This is a genomic window from Cryobacterium sp. MP_3.1 (assembly GCF_035984795.1).
In the GTDB taxonomy this organism is placed as follows: Bacteria; Actinomycetota; Actinomycetes; order Actinomycetales; family Microbacteriaceae; genus Cryobacterium; species Cryobacterium zongtaii.
Map to the genome: position 1 here is coordinate 94,278 of NZ_JAXCHV010000002.1, position 20,871 is coordinate 115,148.

The 20,871-nt window shown below is 69.6% G+C and carries 15 protein-coding genes and 1 pseudogene; 13 read left to right on the forward strand and 3 right to left on the reverse strand.

What is annotated here, in order from left to right; translation table 11 throughout:
* The 11 genes and pseudogenes from RCH12_RS02065 to RCH12_RS02115 all read left to right on the forward strand — a co-directional run bounded on the left by RCH12_RS02065 (position 1) and on the right by RCH12_RS02115 (position 16,201).
* Positions 1-1,881 carry a glycoside hydrolase family 35 protein gene (locus RCH12_RS02065; RefSeq protein WP_327015893.1) on the forward strand — a complete coding sequence of 627 codons (1,881 nt, stop codon included), beginning with the start codon at positions 1-3 and terminating at the stop codon, positions 1,879-1,881.
* Positions 1,882-2,081: 200 nt separating this feature from the next.
* On the forward strand, positions 2,082-4,829 hold the full coding sequence (locus tag RCH12_RS02070; RefSeq protein ID WP_327015894.1) for a DNA polymerase III subunit gamma and tau: 2,748 nt from the start codon (positions 2,082-2,084) through the stop codon (positions 4,827-4,829).
* The gene (recR, locus tag RCH12_RS02075; protein ID WP_088455142.1) at positions 4,830-5,429 is read left to right on the forward strand and encodes a recombination mediator RecR; all 600 of its coding nucleotides are present in this window, start codon (positions 4,830-4,832) and stop codon (positions 5,427-5,429) included. It abuts the gene before it with no gap.
* A 267-nt stretch (positions 5,430-5,696) separates the two neighbouring features.
* Positions 5,697-6,293, forward strand: a complete 597-nt coding sequence (locus RCH12_RS02080; RefSeq protein ID WP_327015895.1) for an ArsR/SmtB family transcription factor — start codon at positions 5,697-5,699, stop codon at positions 6,291-6,293.
* Between the two features lie 233 nt (positions 6,294-6,526).
* A pseudogene (locus RCH12_RS02085) lies at positions 6,527-7,615 on the forward strand (serine hydrolase domain-containing protein).
* A complete protein-coding gene (locus RCH12_RS02090; protein ID WP_327015896.1) occupies positions 7,612-7,962 on the forward strand; it encodes a hypothetical protein in 351 nt (116 codons plus the stop codon). Before RCH12_RS02085 ends, RCH12_RS02090 begins: the two are co-directional and overlap by 4 nt.
* 200 nt (positions 7,963-8,162) lie before the next feature.
* Positions 8,163-9,458 (forward strand): aspartate kinase, encoded by a 1,296-nt coding sequence (locus RCH12_RS02095; RefSeq protein ID WP_103432718.1) that lies wholly within the window; start codon positions 8,163-8,165, stop codon positions 9,456-9,458.
* Between the two features lie 299 nt (positions 9,459-9,757).
* Positions 9,758-10,861, forward strand: coding sequence for an aspartate-semialdehyde dehydrogenase (locus RCH12_RS02100; protein ID WP_327015897.1), 1,104 nt, complete (start codon positions 9,758-9,760; stop codon positions 10,859-10,861).
* A gap of 82 nt (positions 10,862-10,943) precedes the next feature.
* Complete coding sequence (locus RCH12_RS02105; RefSeq protein WP_327015898.1) at positions 10,944-13,313, forward strand: EAL domain-containing protein; 2,370 nt, start codon at positions 10,944-10,946, stop codon at positions 13,311-13,313.
* A gap of 16 nt (positions 13,314-13,329) precedes the next feature.
* Entirely contained in the window at positions 13,330-14,991 is a 1,662-nt protein-coding gene (locus RCH12_RS02110; protein ID WP_327015899.1) for a sensor histidine kinase, read from the forward strand.
* Between the two features lie 31 nt (positions 14,992-15,022).
* Positions 15,023-16,201 (forward strand): diguanylate cyclase, encoded by a 1,179-nt coding sequence (locus RCH12_RS02115; RefSeq protein WP_103478800.1) that lies wholly within the window; start codon positions 15,023-15,025, stop codon positions 16,199-16,201.
* A 22-nt stretch (positions 16,202-16,223) separates the two neighbouring features.
* Here RCH12_RS02115 and RCH12_RS02120 read toward each other — a convergent pair whose 3' ends face one another.
* Positions 16,224-16,823: a hypothetical protein gene (locus tag RCH12_RS02120; protein WP_327015900.1), complete on the reverse strand. Its 600-nt coding sequence runs from the start codon at positions 16,821-16,823 to the stop codon at positions 16,224-16,226.
* A 119-nt stretch (positions 16,824-16,942) separates the two neighbouring features.
* Between RCH12_RS02120 and RCH12_RS02125 the strand changes: the two genes are divergently transcribed.
* A complete protein-coding gene (locus RCH12_RS02125; RefSeq protein ID WP_327015901.1) occupies positions 16,943-18,376 on the forward strand; it encodes a glycosyltransferase family 2 protein in 1,434 nt (477 codons plus the stop codon).
* On the forward strand, positions 18,373-18,735 hold the full coding sequence (locus tag RCH12_RS02130) for a hypothetical protein (RefSeq protein WP_327015902.1): 363 nt from the start codon (positions 18,373-18,375) through the stop codon (positions 18,733-18,735). The genes RCH12_RS02125 and RCH12_RS02130 overlap by 4 nt, the downstream gene beginning before the upstream one ends.
* Before the next feature lie 56 nt (positions 18,736-18,791).
* Here the strand turns inward: RCH12_RS02130 and RCH12_RS02135 are convergent, their stop codons facing one another.
* Complete coding sequence (locus RCH12_RS02135; protein ID WP_327015903.1) at positions 18,792-19,778, reverse strand: response regulator transcription factor; 987 nt, start codon at positions 19,776-19,778, stop codon at positions 18,792-18,794.
* A 62-nt stretch (positions 19,779-19,840) separates the two neighbouring features.
* On the reverse strand, positions 19,841-20,836 hold the full coding sequence (locus RCH12_RS02140; protein WP_327015904.1) for a glycoside hydrolase family 6 protein: 996 nt from the start codon (positions 20,834-20,836) through the stop codon (positions 19,841-19,843).
* Positions 20,837-20,871: the final 35 nt, after the last annotated feature.

The window sequence follows — 20,871 nt, forward strand, 5'->3', positions numbered from 1 at the left end:
ATGGGCGCGTTCGAGATCGGCGACGAGGATTTCCTCCTCAACGGTGAGCCGTTCCGGGTGCTCGCCGGGGCCATCCACTATTTCAGGGTGCACCCTGATCATTGGGCCGACCGCATCCACAAGGCCCGCCTGATGGGCCTGAACACCATCGAGACCTACGTGGCCTGGAACGCGCACTCGCCGGCTCGTGGCGGTTTCGACACCGAGGGCCAGCTCGACCTGGCCCGTTTTCTCGACCTGATCGCCGCCGAGGGCATGTACGCCATCGTGCGGCCCGGCCCGTTCATCTGCGCCGAGTGGGACAACGGCGGCCTGCCCGGCTGGCTGTTCACCGACCCGGCCGTGGGGGTGCGGCGGAACGAACCGCTCTACATGGCGGCCGTGGCCGAGTACTTCGAGCAACTGCTGCCGATCGTGGCGTCCCGGCAGATCGACCGGGGCGGCCCGGTCATCCTGGTGCAGATCGAGAACGAGTACGGCGCCTACGGCGACGACAAGGATTACCTGCGCGCGCTCGTCGAGCTCAACCGGGCCGGCGGCATCACGGTGCCGCTGACCACCATCGACCAGCCCACCGACCAGATGCTCGCCGACGGCAGCCTGCCCGAGTTGCACAAGACCGGCTCGTTCGGCTCCCGCGCCATCGAGCGCCTGGCGGTGCTCCGCCGCCACCAGAGCACCGGCCCGCTGATGTGCGCCGAGTTCTGGAACGGCTGGTTCGACCACTGGGGTGCGCACCACCACACCACCTCCGCCGAGGACTCCGCCCGCGAGCTCGACGACCTGCTCGCCACCGGCGCCAGCGTGTCGCTGTACATGTTCACCGGCGGAACCAACTTCGGCTTCACCAACGGCGCCAACGACAAGGGCGTCTTCCAGCCCACGGTTACCTCCTACGACTACGACGCGCCTCTCTCGGAGAGCGGTGAGGTCACCGCCAAGTACCTCGCCTTCCGCGCGGTGCTCGCCAAGTACGCACCGGTGACCGGGTCGTTGCCGGCCCCGGCCGTGCCCGCCCCGGCCTTCGAGGTGTCGCTGGACGAGTCGGTGTCGCTCTGGGAGGCCCTGCCCGAGCTGGCCGACGTCACCGTCGCCCCGGCCACCGGTCTGCCCAGCATGGATGCCCTCGGCCAGTACACCGGGTTCGCCCTGTACCGCAGCCGGGTGGCTTCGGGCTCCCGGGTGCTGTCGTTCGCCGAGGTGCGCGACCGCGCCCAGGTGTTCGTGGACGGCAATCCCGTCGGCGTGTTGCACCGCGACCACCACGACCGCTCGATCAGCCTGCCGCCGGGGGAGCGCCTCGACCTCCTCGTGGAGGACCAGGGCCGGGTCAACTACGGCCCGCGCATCGGTGAGGACAAGGGACTGATCGGCCCGGGCACCCTCGACGGCGCCGACCTTGTTGACTGGCAGGTGCTGCCGCTCGACGTCGACGGGTTCGTCCGCTCCGGCAGCGCCCTGTTCACCCCGCAGGCGCCTCGCCGCGGCGTCGTGATGCACACCGGCCCGGTGGATCTGGACCTCGATGTGGATCTCGACCTATCCGTCAACCTCACGCCCACCCCGACTCCCACGCTCACGGCGGCCCCGGCGATCGTCGTCGCCGAGTCGCTCAGCGGCCCCGCATTCGCACGCGGCCGATTCGCCGCCGAGCCCGGGGTGGACCTGTTCCTCAGCACCGCCGGCTGGGGCAAGGGCCAGGCCTGGATCAACGGCTTCAACCTCGGTCGGTTCTGGGACCGTGGCCCGCAGACCACCCTCTACGTGCCCGGCCCGGTGCTGCAAGCCGACAACGAGCTGGTCATCCTCTGCCTGCACGGCACCGAGAGCACCCTGGCCCGCTTCGTCCCCCGCCCCGACCTCGGCCACACCGACTTCTAGCCCGCCCAACTGTTCCCCGAGCGGACAATTGCGCCCGGTACGCCGGGCGCAATTGTCCGATTCGGGCACAGTCGCGCCGCTTCGCCTGCCGGGGACAGCCCGCGGCCCCGGTGCGTAACGGCAGAGCCGGGCGGATGCGCATCCGCCGCCCTGTGCAGGAACCAACCGGGGTGTCAGTGGCAGCAAGTACGATTGACCTCGTGGTTACCGCCCTGTATCGCCGTTACCGGCCAGAGACTTTTGCCGAAATGATCGGTCAGTCCCAGGTGACCGATCCACTCATGACCGCCCTGCGCACCAACAGGGTCAATCATGCCTATCTCTTCAGCGGACCTCGCGGCTGTGGCAAGACCACCTCCGCCCGCATCCTCGCCCGCTGCCTCAACTGCGCAGAGGGCCCCACCGACACTCCCTGCGGCGTCTGCCCCAGCTGCGTCGAGCTCTCCCGCGACGGCAGCGGCTCCCTCGATGTGGTCGAGATCGACGCGGCCAGCCACAACGGTGTCGACGACGCACGCGACATCCGCGAACGCGCCATCTTCGCGCCGGCCCGCGACCGCTACAAGATCTTCATCCTCGACGAGGCGCACATGGTCACCCCGCAGGGCTTCAACGCGCTGCTGAAGATCGTCGAAGAGCCGCCGGAACACGTGAAGTTCATCTTCGCCACCACCGAGCCCGAGAAGGTCATCGGCACCATCCGCTCGCGCACCCACCACTACCCGTTCCGGCTGGTGCCGCCGGCGCCCATGCTCGACTACGTGCAGCAGCTCTGCGACAGCGAGAACATGACCGTCGCGCCCGGCGTGCTGCCGCTCGTGGTGCGTGCCGGCGGCGGCTCGCCCCGCGACACCCTCTCGCTGCTCGACCAGCTCATGGCCGGCTCCGAGACCGACGCGATCGAGTACGAGCGCGCCGTGGCCCTGCTCGGCTACACCCACGCGACCCTGCTCGACGACGCGATCGACTCCATCGCCGCCCGCAACTCCTCGGCCGCGTTCGACGCCGTCGACCGCGTCATCCAGACCGGTCAGGATCCCCGCCGCTTCGTCGAAGACCTGCTCGAGCGCATGCGCGACCTCATCATCGTGGCCGCCACCAGCGCCGCCGCCGCCGCGGCCGTGCTCCGCGGCGTGCCGCAGGACGAACTCGACCGCATGCACGTGCAGGCGTCCAAGTTCGGTCCCGCCGAGCTGAGCCGCACCGCCGACATCCTCAACGCCGCGCTCACCGAGATGACCGGCGCCACCTCGCCGCGCCTGCACCTCGAGCTGATGATCGCGCGCGTGCTCGTCCCCGCCACCGACGACAGCACCCGCGGCGCCCTCGCCCGCGTCGAACGTCTCGAGCGCCGCATCGGCGTCGACGGCGGCAGCACGGATGCGCCGGCCGACGCCGCTCCCGCCGCCGCGGCCCCGCGCACCCCGGCTGCTGCACCGGCGCCGCGCACCCCTGCCGCGGCATCCGCCCCGCGCACCCCCGCCGCACAAGCGGCCCCTCCGGTCGCGACCCCGCCGGCTGCGACGACCGTCCCTCCAGCCGCCCCAGGCTGGGCCACCCGGACGCCGGGCACCCCCGCTGCCGTGCCGGTCGAGCCCGCGTCCGCGGAAACCACCAGCCCGGCCGCCGATGTCAGTCCCGCCGGCCCGGCCGCCGACCGTCCCGATCCGACCGCCGAGACGCCGCCCGCGGCCCCGGCTGTGCCCGTCGGTCCGGTCACCCTGGCCCAGATCAAGGACGCCTGGCCCCAGATCCTCGAGGCCGTCAAAGAGGTCAAGCTCAGCGCCTGGCTCGTGGTCTACACCGCCCGCGTGCTCGATCTGCGCGGCGAAGACATTCTCGTGCTGTCCTTCCCCAGCGAGCAGGACATGCAGGGCTTCAAGGCCCAGCAGGCTCCCGGCCAGGGCGTTAGCGAGTTCCTCCGCGGCGCCATCGTGAAGGTGCTCGGCCTGCGGGTGAAGTTCATCGCCCGCGCCGACTCCGAAACCTTCGCGCCCGCACCCGCGTCCTCTGCCGAGATGCCCACCTCCGGACCAGCTGCCCCGGTGCGCCAGGGCAACTCGTCCGCAGCGGGGCAACTCGCGGAGGGGACCTCGACGAGCACCCCGACGACTTCGGCCGCGGCCGTCGACCTGCCATCGGCCGGTCCCGCCACCTTCGGTGGCCCGTCCGGCGCTGCCACCGCCAGCCCCACCGCTGGTACCGGCCCGGCGTCGGCCACATCCACCGGCACCGCCACGGCGACCCTCGCACCTCCGACCACCTCCACAGGGTGGGCCACCGTGGTCATCCCCGGATCCGCTGCGGCCCTGGCCGCGGCCGAGACCGCGGCCGGTGAACCCATCGTTGTCCCGCCCGTCCTCGGGGCACCCGGCAAGGCGTCCTCCAGTGCATCCACCGGGGCACCCGCCAGCGCGCCGACCGGCACCCCCGCCGGGACAGCCGGCGCGCCCGCCGGCACCCCGGACGGCACCCGCGCCCCGACCGACACAGGCACCCCGGATGGCACCGCCCCGTCGTCAACATCCGCCGCCGCACCCCGATCTGCCGCACCGCAGTCCGCGCCGGCCTACGACTACGCGCCCGAGCCCGACTTCGAGCCGCCCTTCGACGAGGAGCCGCCGCCCTACGACGACCTCCCGCCGGACCCGCAACAGTTCTCCGCGCCCCCGGAATCGCCCCGCGGCACCCGGCCGGCCACCCAGCAGGCCCCCACCCAGCAAGCCCCCGGCCAGCAGCAGCCCGGACAGTCGCCGACGGCATCCGCACCGACCGCTCCCGCCGCATCAGCCCAGCGCGGGGGAGCGCAGGGCGCCCCCGGCCGGCGCGCGCCCGCGTTCGCCGAGAAGCAGCGCTACGGCGAGGCCGTGGTGCGCGAGATCCTCGGCGCCACCTTCATCGAGGAACAGCCGCACGACCCGATCTCGCGACAGAGGAACGATAACTAAATGTACGAAGGCATCGTTCAGGAACTCATCGACGAGCTCGGCCGGCTGCCCGGCATCGGCCCCAAGTCGGCGCAGCGCATCGCGTTCCACATCCTGCAGACCAAGAACTTCGACGTCACCCACCTGGCCAATGTGCTGCTCGAGGTGCGCGACAAGGTGAAGTTCTGCGAGATCTGCGGCAACGTGTCCGAGCAGGACACCTGCATGATCTGCCGCGACCCGCGCCGCAACCCCACCTCGATCTGCGTGGTCGAAGAGGCCAAGGACGTCGTCGCCATCGAGCGCACCCGCGAGTTCAAGGGTCTGTACCACGTGCTCGGCGGGGCGATCAGCCCCATCGACGGCATCGGCCCCGACGACCTGCGCATCCGTCAGCTGATGACGCGCCTCGCCGACAACACCGTGCAGGAGGTGATCATCGCCACCGACCCCAACCTCGAGGGCGAGGCCACCGCCACCTACCTCTCCCGCCTGCTGACCACCCTCGACATCAAGGTCAGCCGCCTGGCCTCCGGCCTGCCCGTCGGCGGCGACCTCGAGTACGCCGACGAGGTCACCCTGGGCCGTGCCTTCGAGGGCCGCCGCACCGTCACCAGCTAGCCCGCCTGCCCCTGGGCTCGCCCGCCACGTATCCGCCCGCGCGGGCATCCGTCGCGGTCCGCGGCCGGGTGTCATGACAACTGTTGCCCGTGCGGACATGTGCGCCCGGTGTGCCGGCAACATTTGTCCGCTTTGGCCACAGTTGCGCCCGAATGCCGGGCAGCGTCGGCACCCGGCGGGGCGTCAACCCCGAGCGAAGGAGGTTCCGGCCAGACAGTTTACGGAATTGCGTACATATTCATGAGGAAAGTACGTAACAATAGTTGAATGACGTCGCACGATGACCAGGCCCATGAACTCGCCCAGCTGCGTGACCGGGTGGATGCGCTCGAACGGGCCATGCGAGCCGTCCTCAGTCCGGATGCTGCGTCCGTTCAGTCCGAGCCGGAGTCCGCTCCACCGGGCGCGTCCACGCCGCAGGTCCCCGCCGCCGCCGCTCCGTCTCCCGCCACCGACGTCTTCTGGGCGCTGAACACCGTCAAGTCGATGGTCCCGGCACCCGGCGCAGTGCTCTACACCGGCAGCGTCACCCTGCCCGGCGGGGGAGCGGCCGACTGGCAGTACGCCCTCCACACCGAGGACATCCTCGCCCGGGACTGGAGTCGCCCGTCGTCCACCTCCGCCCTGGCCGCCCTCGGCCACCCGGTGCGACTACGGCTGCTGCAGGCCATCGCCACCGGCACCGTCGCGGTGTCCGAGATCGCCGCTCTCGAAGGCGTCGGCACCACCGGGCAGGTGTACCACCACGTCAACCAGCTGATCGCAGCCGGCTGGGTGTACTCCACGTCCCGCGGCCACTACGGCATCCCGCCCGAGCGGGTCGTGCCGCTGCTCACCGTGATCCTCGCCGCGGGAGGAATCTGATGCCCGCCACCGCGCCCGCATCCGCGCCCGCATCCGCGCCCGCTCGGCGGCAATTGTTACCCGTGCGGACAAATGGTGCCGGTGCGCCGGGCGCAATTGTCCGGATTGGCAACAGTTGAGCCCGACGACGCGCTCGCCGACCACGCCTGCCCCACCTACCCGCCCGCCACTCGACGGAGGTTTCCGATGAAACGCCCCGCCCTCATCCGCCTGGCCATCGACGGAGGTCGCTCATGAAACGCCCCACTCGCACCCGCCTGATCGCCGCTGCCGCCGCCCTCGCCGTCATCGCGGTGGGCGTGCTGGCCGCCCCGCGCCCGCCCACCCTCTCGACCACGGTCACCGGCGATGTCGAACTCGCCCGCAGCCTCGCCAACGGGGCCGCCATCGAACCCGGCGCCCGCGACACCCTCGTCACCGCCGTCATCGACCCCGACGGGGTCACCTACGCCGGCCTCGGCGCCGACGAGACGACCGAGTTCGAGATCGGCTCGATCACAAAAACCTTCACCGCGCTGCTGCTGGCCCAGGCCGTCGACCGCGGCGAGGTCACCCTGACCGACCCGGTCGGCGACTACCTCGACCTCGGTGACAGCGCCGCTGCCGACGTCACCCTCGCCGACCTCAGCAGCCACCGGTCCGGCCTGCCCCGCATCGCGGTCACCGTGCCGGCGCTGACCACCAGCCTGTAGAACAGCTACCGCGGCAGCGACCCGTACCCGTACGACCTCGACGCCCTCCTCGAGCACGCCAGCGCCTCGCCGCTCACCGACCCCGGCACCGTCGCGTACTCCAACCTCGGCGTCGCCCTGCTCGGCCAGGCTCTCGCCGCCGCGGCCGGAACCGACTACCCCGAGTTGGTGCAGGCTCGCATCTTCGACCCCCTCGGCATGACCGACACCTCGATCGCGATCACCGCGGATGCCCTGCCCATCGGTGCCCGCACCGGCTACACCACGGCGGGCCGCCCGGCGGATGCCTGGACCATGTCCGCCTACGCCCCGGCCGGCGCCATCCGTTCCACCGTCGCCGACATGGCGCGCTACGGCCAGGCGCTGCTCTCGGCCGACCCGGCCCTCGGCGTGGACCCTGCCACGGTGCTCGACCCGCAAGGTCCCGCCGGAGCCGGCCCGCTCATCGGCCTGGCCTGGTTCACCCAGGCGCCGGAGGACGGCACCGCCACCTGGCACAACGGCGGCACCGGCGGGTTCGCGAGCATGATGGCCCTCGACCGGGCCGCCAACCGGGCGGTGATCGTGCTGGGCAACACCGCCACCAGCGTCGACGCCCTCGCCATGTCGATTCTGGAGGAGAACAAGTGATCGCCTGGATCCCATTCATCGTCGTGGTGGCCTTCGTCGGGGGCTTCACCGTCTCGGCCTGGTCACCGCGTTTCGGCGCCGCCCGCGACCGGCTGGCCCTGGCCACGGATGGTCTAGCCGCCGCCGGCATCCTCTTCGCGAGCCGGGCGCTGGTGGACTGGACCTCGACCACGGTCTTCGCCTGGTACGCCCTCGTGCTGCTCCTGGCCGTCGCCGCCGTGGGCGCTGTTCTCCGTTGGCGCAGCCTGCCGCCGCTCAAGGACCCCACCAAGCGCACTCGCCGCACCGTCGGCGCGGGTTTCGCGGCGGTCGTGATCCTCGGCCTCGTGGCGGTCACCAACCTCTAGCCCACGGACCCGGCCGGCCCACCGCCGCAACTGTTGCCCGTGCGGACATTTGCGCCCGGTGTGCCGGCCACATTTGTCCGCACCGGTAACAGTTGCACCCGGGCCGTGCGCACGGCGTCACATGAACGCCCGAGAATACGAACGCATTTAGGATGGGAGCGCGGGATGTCGCCGCGTACCCGGAAGCCAGGAGTGCCCACGTGAGCCTGATCGTGCAGAAGTTCGGCGGATCATCCGTTGCCGACGCCGAGAGCATCAAACGCGTTGCCAAACGCATTGTCGACACCAAGAAAGCCGGCAACGACATCGTCGTGGCCGTCTCCGCGATGGGCGACTCCACCGACGAGCTGCTCGACCTCGCCCACGAGGTCACCCCGATCCCGGCGCCCCGCGAGCTCGACATGCTGCTCACCGCCGGCGAGCGCATCTCCATGGCCCTGCTCGCCATGGCGATCAAGAGCATGGGCTACGACGCCCGCTCGTTCACCGGCAGCCAGGCCGGCATGATCACGGATGCCCAGCACGGCGCCGCCCGCATCGTCGACGTCACCCCCGGACGCCTGCGGGATGCCCTCGACGAGGGCGCCATCGCCATCGTCGCCGGCTTCCAGGGCTTCAACCGCGACACCAAGGACATCACCACCCTCGGCCGCGGCGGCTCCGACACCACCGCCGTCGCCCTCGCCGCCGCGCTCGGCGCCGACATCTGCGAGATCTACACGGATGTCGACGGCATCTTCAGCGCCGACCCTCGCGTGGTCCCCAAGGCGCACAAGCTCGAGCGGGTCTCCAGTGAAGAGATGCTCGAGCTCGCCGCCGCCGGCGCCAAGGTGCTCTACATTCGCGCCGTGGAATATGCCCGCCGGCACGGGGTCACCCTGCACGTGCGGTCGTCGTTCAACAACAACACCGGCACCATTGTCTACAACCCGGGCGCCACCAGCCCGTACGCCACCGAAATATTGAATGGAGAGCCCGTGGAAGAGCCCATCATCGCGGGGGTCGCCGCCGACCTCAGTGAGGCCAAGGTCACCGTCGTCGGTGTCCCCGACATCCCCGGCAAGGCCGCGCAGATCTTCAAGATCGTCGCCAAGACCAACGCCAACGTCGACATGATCGTGCAGAACGTGTCGGCCGCATCCACCGGTCTGACCGACATCTCGTTCACCCTGCCCAAGTCGGAGGGCCAGCAGGTACTCACCGCGCTCACCAACGAGCAGGCCAACGTCGGTTTCGCCGGCCTGCAGTACGACGACCAGATCGGCAAGCTCGCCCTGGTCGGCGCCGGGATGCGCACCAACACCGGGGTATCCGCGAAGCTGTTCGAGTCGCTGTTCGAGGCCGGCATCAACATCGAGATGATCTCCACCAGCGAGATCCGCATCTCCGTCGTCACCCGCGCCGACACCATCAACCAGGCCCTGCGCGTGGTGCACACGGCCTTCGGGCTCGACAGCGACGACGAAGCCGTCGTGCACGGCGGCACCGGCCGCTAAGGCCCCGTCCCACCCGCGCGGCAGCCAACTGTTGCCCGTGCGGACATTTGCGCCCGGTACGCCGGCACCATTTGTCCGCATCGGCAACAGTTGCTCCCCGCGGCCCCCCCCCGGGCACCCACCGGCCCGCCGGCCCACCGGATGCCGAAACCCGCGCACCCCCGGCATAACTCCTGCAATTTCTGCCAAAAACTCCGGTTTTGTCCCGTTTGGGCTCCAACCGGGGAGAATTGCAGGAGTTATGCGCATCCCGGCACGAGACCGACCCGCACCAGACTTGACTGAGTAAGGACCACACAGTGACCAGCACCGCAGCCACCAGCACCGAAGCACCCCGCCGCGCCGGGATCAACATCGGCGTCGTCGGCGCCACCGGCCAGGTCGGCGCCGTCGTGCGGCGCCTGCTCGAGGAGCGCGACTTCCCGGTCGCCAGCATCCGCTACTTCGCGTCCGCGCGCTCTGCCGGCACCGTGCTGCCCTACAAGGGCGAGCGGATCGTCGTGGAAGACGCCTCCACCGCCGACCCCAGCGGACTCGACGTCGCGATCTTCTCCGCCGGCGCCACCCTGTCCAAGAGCCAGGCGCCCCGGTTCGCCGCGGCCGGCGTAACCGTGGTCGACAACTCATCGGGCTGGCGGATGGACCCCGACGTGCCGTTGGTGGTCAGCGAGGTCAACCCGGAAGCCATCGACCAGGCCGTCAAGGGCATCATCGCCAACCCGAACTGCACCACCATGGCCGCCATGCCGGTGCTCAAGGTGCTGCACGACGAGGCCGGCCTCGAACGGCTCATCGTGAGCACCTACCAGGCGGTCTCCGGCAGCGGCCTGGCCGGCGCCCAGGAGCTGGCCAGCCAGATCCGCGCCGCGGCCAGCGACGACAACCTCCTCCAGCTGGTGCACGACGGCTCCTCGGTGAGCATGCCCGAGCCCACCATCTACAAGCGGCCGATCGCGTTCGACGTCATCCCGCTGGCCGGGTCGATCGTCGACGACGGCCTGTTCGAGACCGACGAGGAGAAGAAGCTCCGCAACGAGAGCCGCAAGATCCTCCAGCTGCCCGAACTTCTCGTCAGCGGCACCTGCGTGCGGGTGCCGGTCTTCACCGGCCATTCGCTGTCGATCAACGTCGAATTCAGCAAGCCGATCTCCGTCGCCCGCGCCACCGAGCTGCTCAGTGACGCGCCCGGCGTGCAGCTGAGCGACATCCCCACGCCGCTGGAAGCCGCCGGCGCCGACCCGAGCTTCGTGGGCCGCATCCGTCAGGACCCCGGTGTGCCCAACGGCCGCGGCCTGGCGCTGTTCATCAGCAACGACAACCTGCGCAAGGGTGCCGCGCTGAACGCGGTGCAGATCGCCGAGCTCATCGCCGCGAAACTCGCGACCCACGTCGACATCGGATAGGCCCGCAGGCACGCGGTCGAGGTCCGCTCCGCTAGTGTCAGAGCTTGTGGAGACGATCAGGGCAGCAGGAACCGGGAGCCGGGTGGCTTTCGCCGTATTCGCGGCGACCGCGCTGGCGCTCATCGGCTCCGCGCTCATCCAGCTCGTTCTCGGCGGCAACGCTGAACACCTGTTCATCGCCCTGACGGCCGTGGCCATCACGGGCATCCTCGACATCCCCCGGCTCCGGCTGGGCACGGTGCCGCACCGCAGCCCGGTCGTCAGCCTGCCCATCGTGGTCGTGCTGGCCGTCGACCCGGTCTTCGCGCCGCTGATGTCGGTGGGCCTGGTCTGCCTGGGTGTTCTGATCGTGGTTTGGGTCCGCGCCCGACGGCCCGAATTGGCGTTGTACGCGGCCGGGCTCACGGGTCTGGGCGGTGCCGCGTTCGCCGGCGTCCTCGCTCTGCTCGCGTCCCTCGACGTGACGGCCGCCGGCGTCGCCGCCGCAGCAGCGCTCGCCTACTTCACCACGGTGGTGGCGCTGGAGGCTGTCCGCCGGCGGTTCGACCGGACCGGCCTCGACCTCGGCCCCGGACGACAGTACTCGGTGCCCCGTCTGGTCCTGATCGGCGGCGGGTTCGCCGGGTTCTGCGCCCTGATCAGCCAGTGGACGCATCCGTTCTTCGACACGCGCACCGATACACTGGCCACCGCCGTCACCCTGGTGCCGCTCGCGATCGTCGGCGGCGGCACGATCCTGCTCGTGCGCGCCATGTCGATGCGCCGCCGTCTGGCCGGCGTGGTCGACGGGGTCATCGATCTCAACGCCACGAACCACTTCGTCAAGTCCGGCGGGCAGGCCACCCCCATCACCATCAGCCCGGCCAGCAGCAGCGTCGACCTCGCCAGCGTGCTGCGTCGCGCCGCCATCGCCACGGTAGGCGTCGAATCCGCCGGCATCCGGCACGAGCCGGCCGGCCTGGGCGAGATCGACGCCCCGCTGTCGATCGGACCGCTCGGCCAGTACCTGGTGGCCCGCCGCGACGTGATGGACTACCCGTTCACCGGGGATGACCGCCGCGCCCTGCAGGCCCTCGCGCACACCGCCGACGTGGTCTACGCCGCCCGGGAGAGCATCGGCGGACTCACCATCCGCGCCAACACCGACCCGCTCACCGGGCTGCCCAACTACGGTGCCTTCCAGGATGCCCTGGCCAACATCAACGACCACCGCGACTACTCCGAGGCGCTGGCCGTGCTGTTCATCGACCTCGACGACTTCAAACGGATGAACGACCGCTACGGCCACCAGGCCGGCGACGAGATCCTCAGTGAGATCGGTCGTCGACTCAGCGCCGTCATCCGCCCCTACGACGTCGTCGCCCGTGTCGGCGGTGACGAGTTCGTCGTCATCCTCACCCGGCTGTCGTCGTTGGCCGAGGCGAAGCTGCTGGCCGAGAACATCATGGAGGCCACCGGCGAGCCCCTCGCCGTCAGCGGCACCGTGCTCAACCCGATCCTCAGCATCGGCCTGGCCTACTCCGCGCACCGCGAGACGGATGTCAACCAGCTGCTGCGCGATGCCGACCGCAGCATGCTCGCGATCAAGAAGTCCCGCCGCCGCGGCGGCCCGGCCAACGAGAGCAGCATCAACATCTCCGGGCACCGCTCGTCGCAGATGAACGACATCGTCGCTCGCGCCATCGACGAGGACCTGCTCGAACTGGCCTTCCAACCGATCGTGAGCCTGGTCACCGGCCAGATCTGGGCCTTCGAGGCGCTGGTGCGGTACTCCGACCCCGAGCTCGGCCCGTTGTCGCCGCCGTCGCTGGTGGAGAAGGCCAAGAGCCTCGGCCGGCTCGACGCGCTCACCCGCCAGGTGGCCCTGAAGGCGATGGCCGCCGCCGCGGACTTCCGGCTGATCGAACCGCGCATCGTCTGCATGACCATCAACGTCGAGGCCGGCCAGATCCTGCCGCAGCGGGTCGGCAGCTTCGTCGAAGAACTGGCCGACCGCTACCCGGGCATCTCGCTCTGCCTCGAGCTCAACGAACGCTCCGTCGCCCGGGTGTCCACCGCGGTGCGCGCCCAGGCCGACCACCTCCGCGACATCGGCATCATGATCGCCCTGGACGACTACGGCTCCCAGGATTCCTCGGTCGACGCGCTGGTGCGGATGCCGATGGACATCCTCAAGATCGACAAAAGCCTCGTCGACGACCTCGACGATGTGCGCCAGCGTGAGGTGCTCACGGCCCTGCAAGGTTTCGGTGACAACCTCGAGTATTCGATGATCGTGGAGGGTGTCGAGAACGAGGCGATGGCCACCCATCTCTCCGCGTTGGGCATCCGCAGCGCCCAGGGTTTCCACTACGGCGTGCCGCGCAGTTTTGAAAAGACCCTCGCCCGCCTCGAAGAGTTCGGGGCTGCCGCGGTACTGCCCGTGCGCGCCGCGTCTGAGCTTCCCCTCTGAACGCTAGGGTCGCAGTATGGTCGAGCAGAGTTTGAGGTTGCCGCACGTCGGCGTGCGGGAGCGCGTTGAGCGGTCCGTTTTCCTCTCCCAGCTGCTCCTGGCCGCGGCCACCCTGCTGCTCGTCGCGGTCACGGTCGCCAAGGACGCGTCCATGTTCGTGGAGCCGCTCTACTTCCTCGGCGTCATGGTCATCTTCGCCACCACCGGGCTGGCCGCCGCCGTGCCCTGGCGCCGGCTGCCCAAGATCTGGATCATCGTCCTGCCGCTGCTCGACATCGTCGGGCTCACCCTGGCGCGCGAGGCGCAGCCGCAGCTCGGTGTCAGCTTCCTGCTGGTGTTCCCGGTGATCTGGCTGTCGACCCACTTCGGTCAGGCCGGCGCCGCCGGCAGTGTCATCTTCGCCAGCGTGCTGCTCTGGGCCGGCCTGCCGTTGAAGCTTCTCACCGACCCGAACAACGCCACCGGCTACGCCACCTCGCAGGCGCCGCTGCTGGCCGTCGTGACGATCATGCTCGCGTTCGTGGCCTCCGTCACCTACACCACCAACCGGCGGGCGCTGGCCCAGCGGGTGCTGCTCACCCAACAGGCCGGACTGTTCGAGGCGGCCCTGCAGCGCTCCCGGCGCCAGGAGCAGACCCTCGACGAGATCTTCAACACCGTCGACTTCGGTGTGGTCGGCTACGACAGCGACGGACGGGTCAACTTCGTCAACCGGGCCCAGCGGTCCATGCTGACCCGGTTCGGCGTCAGCGACGGCATCGGCCTGGCCACCATCGTCTACAAGGAAGACGGTGTCACGCCCTTCGACGGTCCCGACCGGCCCACCCAGCGCGCCATCCGCGGTGAAACCGTCGACAGGGTCACGGTGTGGCTGGGTTCCCCCGACCAGCCGCAGGCCGCCGTGCTCGTGTCGGCCCGGCCCATCCACGACCACACCGGCCGGTACGACGGCGGCGTGATCGTGACCCGCGACGTCACCGCCGAGGTGCGGGCCGTGCAGGCCAGGGACGACCTCGTCGCCTCGGTCTCCCACGAGCTGCGCACCCCGCTCACCTCGATCCTGGGCTACCTCGAACTCGCCCTCGACGACGAGACGATCGACCCCGACACCCGCCGGATGCTCGAGATCGCGTCGAAGAACTCCGACCGGCTCCTCGAAATCGTCTCCGGCCTGCTCACCGCGGCCAGCGAGTCCAAAGAGGGTCTCGCGCTCACCGTCGCGCCCTGCGACCTGTCCGCGATCATCACGGAGGCCGTCGAGTCGGCCGAGCCGCTCGCCGCGCAACGCGGCATCCGGTTCGAACTGGCCGAGCTGGTGCCGATCACGGTCACCGCGGACGCCTTTCGGCTGCGCCAGGTGATCGACAACATCTTCTCCAACGCGATCAAGTACAACGTGGAGTCCGGCAAGGTCAGCGTCGAGGTGCTGGAGGTGTCCTGCGGCATCGAGGTGCGCGTCGCCGACACCGGCCGGGGCATGAGCGAAGACGAACAGGGCAACCTCTTCGACAGGTTTTACCGGGCCGACTCGGTGCGGGGCTCCAGCGTGCACGGCACGGGACTGGGCCTGAGCATCAGCCGGGACATCATGCGCGAACACGGCGGCGATCTGCGCCTGGAGTCGACCAAAGGCAAGGGGACGACGGCAATCGCCACGCTCCCGGTAAACAGAGGTTGAGCGTGGCACGCCGCGCTCAACGGGGGACAACATGCACCTAGACGGACCCACCCTGCAGATGATCAGTGGGTTGATCACGATCCTGTGCGGGGTCTCATTCATCTTCAACACCGCGCTTAACCGCAACGACCCGCCCGGCCGTCTGTGGAGCCTCGCGTTCGTGGCGGGCATCATGGTGGCCGTCGGTTACGGCGTCTACATTGTCAGCGCCGAGGCATGGTGGTCGATCACCTTCGCCAACGTGTCCCTGGTCATCGCCGTCGGCGCGCTCTGGTCGGGCAGCAGGGTCTACAACGGCCGCGGCTCCGGCTTCGCCGTGGTGGGCGGCCTGGCCTTGGTCGTGGGCGTCATCAGCCTCCTCCCCGGCGCTGACGGCGGCGAGTGGGCCGGGGCTGCCCCGCTCTGGCTCGTCGTGGCGCTGATGGGCGCCTTGGGTGGCACCGAGGCCCTGCGCGGCCGGCTCCGCCGCAACGTCAACGGGCGGATCTTCGCGCTCGTGCTCTTCGTCGTCGCCCTCTTCTACTCCGGCCGCGCCATCGTCTTCACCGTGGACGGCGTCGACAGCGCCACCTTCATCACCTACTTCGACTCAGGCACCACCTCGATCCTCAACATGGCGCTCATCGTGACGGCCTGCGTCGCCACGTCGATCCTGCGCGCGGAGCGGGTCGGCAGCAACGCCGTCGGCGACATCACCGTGGGCATCCATTCGGCCGCGGGCGTGCTGTCCGGCACCGCGTTCCAGCAGGCCGCCACCGACCATCTGCAGCGGGCCGAACGGGCCGAGCTGGGCCTGGCCCTGATCGGCGCGGACATCGACAACCTCCCCGAGATCAACACGGCGTTCGGGCGCGTCACCGGTGACGAGGCCATCGCCCGCTTTGCGGACACCCTCCGCGGCAGCGCGCCACTGTTGGCGCAGATCGGACACCCGGCTGCCGGCCGCTTCTACGTGCTGGCCGCCGTCGGATCCGCCACCGAGGCTCTCACCATCGTGCAGCGGATGCAGAACGCCCTCGTCGACGGACCGATGGGGGAGTCCTACAAAATCCGGCTCACCGCGAGCTTCGGCATCGGGGACACCTTCGACCACGGGTACGACCTCGCGGCCCTCACCGCCGCGTCCGGTCGGGCCATCGACGTGGTCAAGCGCCGCGGCGGCAACGACATCGCCGTGACCACCGAAGCCGCCGTCACCCGCGACCCTTAACCGCGAAACAGCCGGCGGTGGCCTAGGGCACGATCGCGACGGTGATCTGGTCGCTGGCGGTCTGCTTCGCGAACGAGGCCGAGGTGGGCGTGGTCTGGATGAGCAGCTCGTAGGTGAACGACAGTGTGACGCTGGTGGCCGTCGGGTCGAGGGCCGACAGCACGTAGGTCTGTCCGTAGCTGTACGGCGCCTTCATGAGGTAGCCGGGCGCCATGGTGGTCTGGTCCACGAAGGGTGCGGGGGGCTCCAGCGCGCCCGTGGGCCCGGTGACGGCCGTAATGACGGTCATCTTGGACAGGAACACGTCCTGGCCGTCGTCGGTGCCGAGCGTGGCGCTGAGCGAGAGGCTCACGGGCTTGTTCGCGGCCGCGGTCCACTCGCCCATGTTCAGGCTCGAGGAGTAGTCCACGGTGAGCGCCGCATCCCCGGCCGTGATCTGGTGCCGGGTCGATCCCGTGGCCAAATCGTTCTCGATCGCCGTGATGGTGGCCTTGGTCTTCGGGGTCGCGGACGGGCTCGCCTCGAGGCCGGCCCAGGGGGCCTGACCGCAGGCGGAGAGAGTAATCGTGAGGCCGGCCGCACAGGCCAGCGCCGCGAGGCGGGTACGGGTTGACGTCGTCATGGGATCCCCCGGGGGTGCACTGGTGCGCGCGGGTGCTGCGCTGGTCTTGAGCATATCTTGTGAGAACCTTGCCCCCGGCCGGGGGTCAGACCGTGTTTTGCCCTGGCACAGTGGGGACTGTGAATGACAGCAAGAACGCCACCCAGACCGCGCCCAGCCCGGATGCCCACGCCAACGAGTTCAATTCGATGGTGGAGGGCCTGCCGACGTACCGGTCCACCGTGGGCTGCATCGTTCCCGCGTACAACGAGGCCGACTCCATCGCCGGCGTGCTCGACTCGCTGCTGGCCCAGACCCGGCTGCCCGACGTCATCCACGTGGTGGTCAACAACACCACCGACGACACCGTGAAGATCGCCAGCCAGTACGCCGGCCCGCACGAGGTCGTCACCGACGGCGTGATGCAGTTCACCGAGGTGTTCGTGCACGACATCGGGGTCAACCCCGACAAGAAGGTCGGCGCGCTCAACTACGGCTTCTCGCTCATCGAGGGCTGCGATTTCCTGCTCGGCGTCGACGGCGACACCACGGCGTCGCCGAACGCCGTGGAGCAGCTCGAGGCCGAGATCTCCTCGGACACCCGCGTCGGCGGCATCTCCGCGATCTACAGCATCGACGACACCGTGATCCAGGGCCTCGTCCCCAGCTTCCTCATCGCCGGCCAGCGCGCCCAGTTCGCCGCGTTCAACATGCAGAACATGCTCCGCGGCCGCAACATGGCCGTGCTCGGCGGCCAGTTCTCGATCTTCTCCATCAAGGCCCTGCGCGAGGTCATGGTCGACAGCCACCAGGCCACCCCGTGGGTCAAGGACAGCGAGGTGGAGGACTCCCTGCTCTCGCTGCAGATCAAGAGCGCCGGCTACCTCACCAAGATCAGCGCCCAGGCCCGCGCCAACGTGGGCGGCATGACCACGCTGCGCGGCCTGGATGCCCAGCAGGTCAAGTGGAACTTCGGCGCCATCGAGCTCATGTGGCCCGGTCAGCGCGGCGACACCAAGGGACAGCCGTTCCACCCCAACCTGCGCCTGCGCTGGCTCGAGAACTTCTCCATGATCGTCAACGTCATCACCCGGGTGATGTTCTTCATACTGCTGTTCGCCTCGCTCTCGATCGACGCGTTCGTGTTCAGCCCGATCTGGCTGATCCCGCCGGTCATCGCCATCCTGCTCAACTTCCGCACCGCCATGTCGATGAAGAGCCGCACCTGGAAGGACATCGTCTTCGCAATCGGGTTCCTTCCCGCCGAGATCTACATGTGGGTGCGGATCGGCCACTTCGTGCGCGCCTGGACCAAATTCGCCAGCAACAAGCAGGTCGACAACTGGGCCGAGCAGGCCAAGGCCGAGCGCGGCTCCGGTAACGCCTACCTGGTACCCCTCCTAGTGGGACTCGCCGCGGCCGCCGCGATGGTGTTCATCTGGTTGCAGCTACCCATCATGGTCCAGTCCACCATCCTGTGGATCGGATGGCCGATCCTTGGAGTGACCACAGTGCTGCAGACTTTGACTATGTTCTTCACACTGATCAAGCGTCACCGCGGCTACCGGGTGTGAGCGCCCACATCGAGGCCCTCGCCCTGCGCAAACTGCTCGCCCAGATGGGCGGCGACCAGAATATGCAGCGCCGCTTTGTGCACGACTTCGTGCACCTGTGGCACAGCCGGTCCCAGCGGCTGGCCGTGGCGCTGACCCAACGATTCCCGGATGCCGAGGAAGCCCACGTGGTGTTGCTGAGCATCCGCTCGAGCAGCACCATGGTGGGGGCGGTCACGGTGGAGGCCACCGCCGCGATGATGCACGACGCCCTGCGCGACGGTGACATCGAAGGCTCGGTGAGTCACATCAGCCGCCTCAACGAGGTCGGCGAGTTGGCCTGCTCCGACCTGGCCACCATGTTCGCGCTGCAGCGCTAAGCCGCGCCCATCCCGTCGGTCGAGCCTGTCGAGACCCCGCGACCCGAAAACGACCCCTAGTACGAGTCGCGCCCGGCCTGATCCGACGCCGCCAGCCGGTAGCCCACGCCACGCACGGTCTCCAGCCAGCGCGGGGCGGTGAGGCTGTCACCGAGCTTGCGCCGCAGGTTGCTCAGGTGCGCCTCGACGGCACGCTTGTCGGCCTCGTTCACGTAGTACGACGTCACGTAGCTCTCGCCGCGCAGCAGCAGCGCCAGGTCGGCCTTGCTGCGCACCCGCCGCTTCGACTCGAGCAGTGCGGCCAGCAGGTCGAATTCGGTGCGGGTCAGGTCCAGCTCAGTGGTGCCGAGCATGGCCAGGCGCATGTCGTTGCTCAGCCGCAGCCCGTTGTGCTCGATCCAGTCGTCGGCCCGTGCGTCACTGCTGGCGGATGCAGCGGTGCCGGCCTGGGGAAGCGGCACGGTCGCGACGTGCTGCCCGCTCATCGCAACCGGGGCCAGGCTCGGCGGCAGGTCGGCCGCCGGGGGAGCGGGCGCGGTGACCGGCGGAACGTACGCGGGGGTGTACTCGGGTTCCGCGGCGAGCTGTGCGCCGGCGGTCGGTGCGTACGCGGGGGCGGCGGGCTCGGTGATGACCTCGGTACCCTCCGGCGGCAGTGCCAGCCGGGGGCGGCGCAGCATGGCGTCAATGCGGGCGCGCAGTTCGCGCGGCCGGAACGGCTTGGTGAGGTAGTCGTCGGCGCCGGACTCCAGGCCCTGCAGCGTGTCGATCTCTTCGTCGCGGGCGGTGAGCATCACGAGGTAGGTGGCGCTGAATGCGCGAATCCGCTTGGCGGTCTCGAACCCGTCCATGCCCGGCATGCTCACGTCGAGCGTGGTGACGATCGGGTCGTACGCGCGAACCGCGCGCACCCCGTCGAGCCCGTTGCTCGTGGCGATGGTCTTGAACCCGGCCTGGGTGAGTACGGCTTCAAGCAGATGGCGGATGTCTGCGTCGTCCTCAATAATGACCGCTACCCTGCGTATTTCCCCGGTCGTCGACATACCTGAGTATATTACGCGGGTCGAGCATCCATCAGATAGACCCGATTCGGCCCGCCGCCCGGCTACCAGCCGGCAGCGGCCGCGAGCTCGAGGGCCCGCTCGTTCCACCATTCGCCGGCGGCCGGACCGCCGTTGCAGGTGCCGTCGCTCTCGCCCGGCTCCTTCACCCACAGATTCGCGTCGCGCAAGGCCCCATCCGTTGTGGCCTCGGGAGTGCCGCCCAGGGCCCGCCCGGCGGGGTTGCACCATTCGCCGTTGCCGCCCCGGCCGTTGCGCGAGGTGTCGACGACGAAGTGGGCCCCGCCGGTGAGCGCGGAGACCGCCTCACCGAAGGCCTGCTCGGCGGCCGAGTCGTTGTAGTTGGAGACGTTGGTCGCGAAACCGCGCACCTGCGCGACGCCGGCGCGGTTGAGCAGATCGGCGGCGGTGGCCGGGGTGAGCCAGTCGGAGTGGCCGGCGTCGAGGTAGACCGTGGCGACCGTGGGCGCAAAAGCGGCCACGCCCTGCTGAATCTGTGCCACCCTCTGCTCGACGTTGCCGCACTCGGTGGCCAGCGCCAGCGCATCCGGTTCGAGAATAACCACGGATGCCTTCAGCGTCAGCGCCGTCGCGATGGAGGCCACCCAGGTGGGATAGTCGCTCTCCGAGAGGCCGCCGGCCGAGAAGTTGCCGCAGTCGCGGTCGGGGATGCCGTAGACCACGAACACCGGCGTCTGCCCGACCTCTTCGGCGGCATCCGCGATGGCGGTGACGTCGGCCTGCACGGTGTTCAGCGGGTACTTCTCCGGCATCAGCCAGATCGCGGAGGGCTGCTCGGCCAGCTTGCCGAGGGTGGCGGCCGCGGCGGAGTCCGGGTCGGCGACCGCGGCGGCGGTGGCAGCCACCTGCGCGGTCGAGTTCGGGTTGGTATAGAAGGAGCGGCCGGCGAGAGGGTTGCCGGCGGCTGCGCTGGTGGCAGTGACCGCGAAGCTGCCGATGAACAGGCCGAGCGCCACGATGGGCGCAGCGAGTGCGATGATGCCCAGGGAAAGGCCGAGACGACTACCGGTCGAGTCCATTTTGCAACCTTATCGCCCGCATCCGGCGTTCGCAG

Coding starts and splice junctions, on each gene's coding strand:
- RCH12_RS02135 (WP_327015903.1), bottom strand. CDS start 19,778: ATGTCGACGACCGGGGAAATACGCAGGGTAGCGGTCATTATTGAGGAC.
- RCH12_RS02110 (WP_327015899.1), top strand. CDS start 13,330: ATGGTCGAGCAGAGTTTGAGGTTGCCGCACGTCGGCGTGCGGGAGCGC.
- RCH12_RS02140 (WP_327015904.1), bottom strand. CDS start 20,836: ATGGACTCGACCGGTAGTCGTCTCGGCCTTTCCCTGGGCATCATCGCA.
- RCH12_RS02120 (WP_327015900.1), bottom strand. CDS start 16,823: ATGACGACGTCAACCCGTACCCGCCTCGCGGCGCTGGCCTGTGCGGCC.
- RCH12_RS02080 (WP_327015895.1), top strand. CDS start 5,697: ATGACGTCGCACGATGACCAGGCCCATGAACTCGCCCAGCTGCGTGAC.
- RCH12_RS02115 (WP_103478800.1), top strand. CDS start 15,023: ATGCACCTAGACGGACCCACCCTGCAGATGATCAGTGGGTTGATCACG.
- recR (WP_088455142.1), top strand. CDS start 4,830: ATGTACGAAGGCATCGTTCAGGAACTCATCGACGAGCTCGGCCGGCTG.
- RCH12_RS02065 (WP_327015893.1), top strand. CDS start 1: ATGGGCGCGTTCGAGATCGGCGACGAGGATTTCCTCCTCAACGGTGAG.